We start from the raw sequence: 6627 nt of genomic DNA, 5'->3' as shown, positions 1-6627 counted from the left end.
GCCTGCATTATTGTATTTATCGACATACCTTTATCGAGGGGTAATTGCGGATAAAGACATTCTGTATATCAATAATGAACAGGTGACATTTCGTTATAAACGATAGCCAAACTCAAACGATGAAGACACGCACGTTACCCGTGTTGCAATTTCTTTGGTTGATATTGCAACATGTGTTACCAAAAGGGTTTCGACGAATACGTGATTATGGTCTGCTGCGGGGTCATGAAAAGAAACTGCTTCAAGCAATCCAATTTATGTTCATGTTAGCCGGGCAACTAACGTTGCCCTCACCGAATAAAACGGTACGTATAAAAGTCCAACCCTTTTGCCCCTGCTGCCAACATGTCATGCAATTAACGGGGATATTTCGACCCAGATAACCGACGTTAAATAATAAGGATAATGGCTTTAACGCTTCAGAATTAAAGAGGGTTTTATTATAAATCAGGGTATTAATATTATTGGTTCACACCAAGGATAACGCTCGACTTCTTTTTGGCATTCCCCTTCATGATATTTCCAATATTTACTTATAATAAGGTAGCTTGGTCTTGTCCAACACTTCGGATAGGTGTCGGCTTCGCGACACATATCCTTATTTGTTAGCTTGATATTAACCGGCTCTTTGATACCTTCCATACAGCCATAAACCTAGCAACACTAAACTAGGTAAATACCAAGACATCGAAGGGTCATTGTACTTATTGACCAAAAGGTGTAAAAAATTAATAAACAAGGTTAATTCACATGCTAGGTAACTAACAAATAATGTTTTTAGCCATTCTAAAAGCTTTTCAGTATTCGATTTAAACCATACCTGTTCGTCCAATATAAAGGTCAAAGACACAAAAAACGCAACAAACACGCAAACTATTCGAAGTGGATCTACTTCAAAAAGGTCTATTGATACATTCAATAGAAAGTTACTTAGCAGAAGTAGTTGAAGAAGTGGCATCCCGTCCTCTTTGCAAAAAGGCTTATGTTAAGTTCACCGGTTGTGGTTTTCTTGGTTGGAAATTTCGATAGCAAGCTAACAGTATATTAATAAGCATTATTTTTCATAGCGTTAGTCGCAAAAATCAACTTTCAATTGATAAATTCCTGTTGATAAAAGTAAGAACTGTTTTTAACCCGTCGGATTAAAAACACAACCACAAGAATAAAACCATTAAATATCAATATGTTATATATTTACATTGAGATAATTAAGAAATTTTTCTTATTAAATACAGAGAATAACTAGATATTTCCCCTAACTCTATTATAACTGTATATAAACACAGCAATGGAGCGCATTATGGCAACATCCCCATTTATGCAGAAAGTCAGAATGGAACTGCACACTCATCAATACAGTCTTCGTACCGAAAAAACTATATGTATTGGATCCGTTTATTTATACGTTTTAACGATTTAAAACACCCCGAAGATATGGGTAATCACGAAATTGAACGTTTCCTTAATCATCTTTCCGTTAATCGCCAAGTAAGCGTATCAACGCAAAATCAAGCCTTATGTGCCATCATTTTTCTTTATCGCTATGTCGTAAGAAAAGAAATTAGTAATCTCAAATATCATAATGCCAAATTACCTAAACGTTTACCTACTGTCCTTAGCAATAATGAAGTTACAGCTATTTTTAATAATTTAACAGGTGAATATAAATTAATTGCAGGCATTCTCTACGGTTGCGGATTAAGAATAAATGAAGCACTTTCACTAAGAATTAAAGATATTAATTTTGAATCTAAATCTATTTTTATTTTTAATGGCAAGGGACGAAAAGATAGGTATACACTCCTGCCTAATACCATAATTACCCCTTTAAAAAAGCAAATTGAATACGTAAAAAGAATACACTCTGATGATCTTCATCATGGTTATGGTACCGCTTCAGTCCCAACAGCACTTTATCGAAAATACCAAGGCGCATTAAAACTTTGTGGTTGGCAGTATATATTCCCATCAAAACATCGTTGCACTCATCCTTACAATGGGTATATTTGTCGACATCATTTACATGTATCGGCATTTTCAAAACATTTACATCGTGCAGCAAAATTAAGTCAAATAGATAAACGTGTAACTGCACATACTTTTCGCCACTCTTTTGCTACTCGATTATTAGAAAATGGCACCGATATACGTACAGTACAAGAACTTCTCGGACATACTGATATTCGGACTACTGAAATTTACACTCATGTAGTTGGTAATCGTAGAGCAGGGACTAAGAGCCCTATAGATTGTCTTTTTAACTAAAAAAAGCTCTGACTTTCATCAGAGCTTTAAACATGTCTATTTATACTTACTTAAGTTGTAGTGGCAAAAGCAATTACAGTAGACGGTTTCCGTTGGCGTCGATGATGACTTCACCATCTTCCTTAATTAGTGGCCCTTTCGGCCAGTTTTCAAGCACATCTAATACCGCTTCACTAGGGCGACACAGTTTTACACCTTTTGCTGTACATACGATTGGGCGATTCACCAATACTGGATGCTCTAGCATGGCTTCTAGAATCACGTCGTCTGATACACTTTCATCTAATAAACCGAGCTCTTTGGCTGGAGATTTACTGGTACGCAGTGCTGTACGTGGTGTTAGATTTGCCACTGCAAATAACGCTTGAAGCTGAGGCTTCGTCCACCCTTCTTGAATGTATTCAATCACAACTGGCTCATAGCCTGCGTCTTGGATAATTTGTAATACGTTTCTTGACGTACCACATTCTGGATTATGGTGAATAACAACCATGTTTTTACTCTCCGTGTACTTTTGAAATGGTGTTTGATGGCATTTCGTTTTCATCAAACCAATGACGGGTACGGTTGGCAAACCATACTAAAGACAGCATTACAGGCACTTCTACCAGCACGCCAACAACCGTGGCAAGGGCTGCACCTGAATGTAAACCAAACAGTGAAATCGCAACGGCTACTGCTAATTCAAAGAAGTTAGAGGTACCAATCATACACGCAGGTGCTGCAATGTTATGAGCTAACTTCATGCGTTTTGCTGCCCAGTAAGCAATAGCAAAAATCGCGTAGGTTTGAATTAACAATGGGATCGCAATTAATACAATCGCTTCTGGTTTTGCGATAATGGTTTCAGCTTGGAAACCAAACAATAAAACCACTGTTGATAACAAACCAATGATTGACCAAGGTTTTAGCTTGGCTAATAAGTTATCTAAACGCGAGTGATCGTTAGATTTATCAAGCGCTTTACGGGTAATCGCACCTGCAACTAATGGGATCACCACATAAAGTACCACTGATAATACTAGGGTATCCCAAGGCACAGTAATGTCTGTCACACCTAGCAAGAATGCAGCAATCGGTGCGAAAGCAAAGATCATGATCAGATCGTTAACTGATACTTGTACCAAGGTGTAGTTCGCATCACCTTTGGTCATTTGGCTCCACACAAATACCATTGCGGTACAAGGTGCAACACCCAATAAGATCATACCTGCGATGTATTGAGACGCAGTTTCTGGCTCAACCCAAGAGGCGAAGAAAACTTTGAAGAATAGCCAACCTAGAAACGCCATAGAAAATGGTTTTACTAACCAGTTAATCACCAGCGTTAATACTAGGCCTTTCGGTTTTTTACCCACATCTTTGATCGATGAGAAATCAATCTGCATCATCATAGGGAAGATCATTAACCAAATTAATACCGCAATCACGATATTAACGTGAGCGTATTCTAGCGATGCCACCACACTAAATAATTGTGGGATTGCACTGCCAAGAATAATACCAGCAATAATGGCAGCCCCGACCCAAACTGTTAAGTAACGTTCAAACAGTCCCATTTTCTTACCCTTCTTTTTGGTTTACACGTTGCATTAATTGTTCTGCGCTTTCGACACGTTCGGAGTAGCGATCAACTAGAAAGTCACTGTTATCACGAGTGAGTAGCGTGAATTTTACTAGCTCTTCCATCACATCAACAATCCTGTTGTAGTAACCAGATGGCTTCATTCGATCGTTATCGTCAAATTCTAAAAACGCTTTCGCTACTGATGATTGATTAGGGATGGTGATCATGCGCATCCAACGACCCAATACACGAAGCTGATTTACTACATTGAACGACTGAGAACCGCCACACACTTGCATTACCGCCAGTGTTTTTCCTTGAGTAGGACGAACAGCCCCCATTGATAGTGGGATCCAGTCAATTTGCGCTTTAATAATGCCCGTCATCGAACCATGACGCTCTGGCGAACACCACACTTGCCCTTCTGACCACAGGACTAATTCTCGTAGCTCTTCCACTTTTGGGTGCGTTGGATCTTCAGCATCAGGAAGCGGTAAACCTTCAGGATTAAAAATACGGACTTCTGCGCCCATTTTAACGAGTAAGCGTGCTGACTCTTCAATCACTAACTTACTAAATGAACGCTTACGCAATGATCCATAAAGCAGCAAAATACGTGGCTTATGCGTCGATTTTGGTGCGATTAAATCTTCAGAAACCGTTGGTTTAAACTGGCTTTCATCAAGATTCGGTAATGAGAAGTCTTTGATTTCCATGTAATGACCTATGATCAATATGTCGTTGAGATTTAATAAATAATCTGGCTATAAATTGTGATTAGCAGTTAGAGCAATCACTATTCAATCGAGATAGACAGTCTTCTAAATATTGATGACTGTTTTGTGACGATGTCGAAATAATGTCATTCATCCATGCTGGCATAGCTGGGTTTAACTTGTAATACACCCACTTCGCACGACGCTCATCCACCAGCAGTTCATTACGACGCAATTCCGCTAAATGACGCGATACTTTCGGTTGGCTGATCTCTAATGCATTTTGTAAATCACAAACACAAAGCTCCCCTTTTAGGCTAAGGAGCATAAGTACTTTAAGGCGAGTGTCATCCGCCATGGCTTTGAAGAATGATAGTGTTTCCATAAAACTCACATACGATTTTTCATATATATGATTATACATATATGACGAGATGGATTTTTTGTCAACTAAAGACGTAAAGTTAGATAAAAATAAGCAGGTTTTTGCTGGTATTTAGCGAAAAGAGGGACATTTAACAGATTAAATATCCCTAATTTGAGTGTGATTAAAATAGTGAGGTACGGAGTCTAAACGTCCATTTCGCAGCTGTCAGTTTCATAGTTAAAACTGTTTCCGGCGTCTAAACAGGTATCAACGGCGAAGAAATCTTTGATCATCATAGCTACGTAAACCAGCGCCAAAAGCACGGCAATTCTAATGATGACGTCAAACCAGTTATAACCCGTCCACAGCTTTTTTTCTTTTTTGGTCATATCTGTTCCTATCTATTGCGCTTTTTTACTTCGTGTTCGTTTCGCTTTTTCATGAAGCCAATGTTCACCATCAATTTGAGCATTGTTGTGCTCTTCTGGTTTCAACTTTCTTGGTTTCTTTGCAGGTTTAGGCTTCGCTGCTTTTTTTGTCGTTACTGGCGGCTCTGGTTCTACTTCTGCTTCGGTTTCATCGTCTTCAACTTCATCTTCAACGTCTCTCATCGCTTGAACACTGGAAACAATGCGATTTTTCAAAGCAGAGAAACTACTTTCTCGACGCAGCGATCTGCGTTTTCTAATAAATAAATTGAAGATCAAAAATAAAGCGACAAAAGGAACAAACCACAGCAGATCATTTAACATATCTTTGCTCCCTTTTGATAAACATACCCAGCCACTTGGGTATAACATCATTAAAAATTCGCAAGGCTTTAATTAACTTAGCAAAAATCTACTAAGCTATTCTACCGACTATCATCGAGAAATGGTAATTCCGACCCAATTGGATCATTTATTGAGGCAAAAAACAGTCAAAAAGGCTGAAAGCCTGTAAACAAAAACAACAAAGATAAGCAAGCAACTGCTGTTATTGCATCCACTAGCAAGACTCTCCATAATTTATGCCGATGACACTGACAGGAAATATACATGAAGCCCACTTCTGCCCTTTTATTACTTATCATAGCTCCTATGAGCTTAACTGGCTGCGTGACAGAGAATGTCAGAGTTGTGCCGAAAAAGGTCAGCGTTGATGCAGGTATTGATTTTAATCCTTGCGGGAGTGATGTTGAAGGCTACCAATTTTCACCACAAGGAATTATCACGATCTCTTGTACTAATGGAATGATTTATTCTGTACGCAACCGTGATGAGTTAAAAAAGTTAAAGAAAAATGTTAATAAGTGTCAAGAAAATGGCATTTCTGATTACTCTGCCTGCTTAACGAATAAAAGAAATAAGACTAAAGAATAAGTTTAATATGAAAAATAAATATAGATTTACAGCCAACATTAATTAATTTCCTTTTAATTATAAATATCCCCCTCTTTTTTATGCATAAAAAAAACAACTAAAAATGTCAAAAAATTGGCGTTTTTAGCATTATTTATTATTATATAGTCACTTTATGTGAATATAATTCCTAACATCATGCATAAAACACATTTTTGGTAACTTTAATTCTATTCCTACCTCTAACGTTATTAGTTAATTTGTATATGCTAATGCCAAATTAAACTATTAGGGTTATGTCATGTTATTAAATAAAAACCTGATTACCACCGAGACTCAGCCAGAGTTAATAATTTCTCTGGCATCGGTGGT

General features: G+C 37.8%; 9 protein-coding genes. 3 read left to right on the top strand and 6 right to left on the bottom strand.

What is annotated here, in order from left to right:
• Window positions 1-119: 119 nt before the first annotated feature.
• Both I3259_RS19590 and I3259_RS19585 read left to right on the top strand, forming a co-directional pair.
• Window positions 120-383, top strand: a complete 264-nt coding sequence (locus I3259_RS19590; RefSeq protein ID WP_238031367.1) for a transposase — start codon at window positions 120-122, stop codon at window positions 381-383.
• Window positions 384-1380: 997 nt separating this feature from the next.
• On the top strand, window positions 1381-2265 hold the full coding sequence (locus tag I3259_RS19585) for an integron integrase (protein ID WP_238031366.1): 885 nt from the start codon (window positions 1381-1383) through the stop codon (window positions 2263-2265).
• A gap of 73 nt (window positions 2266-2338) precedes the next feature.
• Here I3259_RS19585 and arsC read toward each other — a convergent pair whose 3' ends face one another.
• The 6 genes from arsC to I3259_RS19555 form a co-directional block, all read right to left on the bottom strand.
• Window positions 2339-2758, bottom strand: a complete 420-nt coding sequence (arsC, locus tag I3259_RS19580; RefSeq protein ID WP_238031365.1) for an arsenate reductase (glutaredoxin) — start codon at window positions 2756-2758, stop codon at window positions 2339-2341.
• Window positions 2759-2762: 4 nt separating this feature from the next.
• Window positions 2763-3824, bottom strand: coding sequence for an ACR3 family arsenite efflux transporter (gene arsB, locus I3259_RS19575; protein WP_008989060.1), 1062 nt, complete (start codon window positions 3822-3824; stop codon window positions 2763-2765).
• A gap of 4 nt (window positions 3825-3828) precedes the next feature.
• A complete protein-coding gene (gene arsH, locus I3259_RS19570; RefSeq protein WP_238031364.1) occupies window positions 3829-4548 on the bottom strand; it encodes an arsenical resistance protein ArsH in 720 nt (239 codons plus the stop codon).
• A gap of 61 nt (window positions 4549-4609) precedes the next feature.
• The gene (locus I3259_RS19565; protein WP_080562923.1) at window positions 4610-4933 is read right to left on the bottom strand and encodes a metalloregulator ArsR/SmtB family transcription factor; all 324 of its coding nucleotides are present in this window, start codon (window positions 4931-4933) and stop codon (window positions 4610-4612) included.
• Between the two features lie 185 nt (window positions 4934-5118).
• A complete protein-coding gene (locus I3259_RS19560; protein WP_238031363.1) occupies window positions 5119-5304 on the bottom strand; it encodes a hypothetical protein in 186 nt (61 codons plus the stop codon).
• 12 nt (window positions 5305-5316) lie between these two features.
• Entirely contained in the window at window positions 5317-5667 is a 351-nt protein-coding gene (locus I3259_RS19555) for a hypothetical protein (RefSeq protein WP_238031362.1), read from the bottom strand.
• A 285-nt stretch (window positions 5668-5952) separates the two neighbouring features.
• Here I3259_RS19555 and I3259_RS19550 point away from each other — a divergent pair, with 285 nt between their 5' ends.
• A complete protein-coding gene (locus I3259_RS19550; RefSeq protein ID WP_238031361.1) occupies window positions 5953-6276 on the top strand; it encodes a hypothetical protein in 324 nt (107 codons plus the stop codon).
• The last annotated feature ends 351 nt before the right edge of the window (window positions 6277-6627 follow it).

It is taken from the genome of Photobacterium sp. Ph5, assembly GCF_022129445.1.
Classification (GTDB): domain Bacteria; phylum Pseudomonadota; class Gammaproteobacteria; order Enterobacterales; family Vibrionaceae; genus Photobacterium.
Note: the sequence above shows the minus strand (reverse complement) of the source record. Positions and strands in the feature narration are given on the sequence as shown.

Excerpts from the sequence above, each read along its gene's own strand:
- I3259_RS19585 (WP_238031366.1), top strand. The coding sequence starts at position 1,381 with ATGTATTGGATCCGTTTATTTATACGTTTTAACGATTTAAAACACCCC.
- I3259_RS19590 (WP_238031367.1), top strand. The coding sequence starts at position 120 with ATGAAGACACGCACGTTACCCGTGTTGCAATTTCTTTGGTTGATATTG.
- arsB (WP_008989060.1), bottom strand. The coding sequence starts at position 3,824 with ATGGGACTGTTTGAACGTTACTTAACAGTTTGGGTCGGGGCTGCCATT.
- arsH (WP_238031364.1), bottom strand. The coding sequence starts at position 4,548 with ATGGAAATCAAAGACTTCTCATTACCGAATCTTGATGAAAGCCAGTTT.
- I3259_RS19560 (WP_238031363.1), bottom strand. The coding sequence starts at position 5,304 with ATGACCAAAAAAGAAAAAAAGCTGTGGACGGGTTATAACTGGTTTGAC.
- I3259_RS19565 (WP_080562923.1), bottom strand. The coding sequence starts at position 4,933 with ATGGAAACACTATCATTCTTCAAAGCCATGGCGGATGACACTCGCCTT.
- I3259_RS19555 (WP_238031362.1), bottom strand. The coding sequence starts at position 5,667 with ATGTTAAATGATCTGCTGTGGTTTGTTCCTTTTGTCGCTTTATTTTTG.
- arsC (WP_238031365.1), bottom strand. The coding sequence starts at position 2,758 with ATGGTTGTTATTCACCATAATCCAGAATGTGGTACGTCAAGAAACGTA.
- I3259_RS19550 (WP_238031361.1), top strand. The coding sequence starts at position 5,953 with ATGAAGCCCACTTCTGCCCTTTTATTACTTATCATAGCTCCTATGAGC.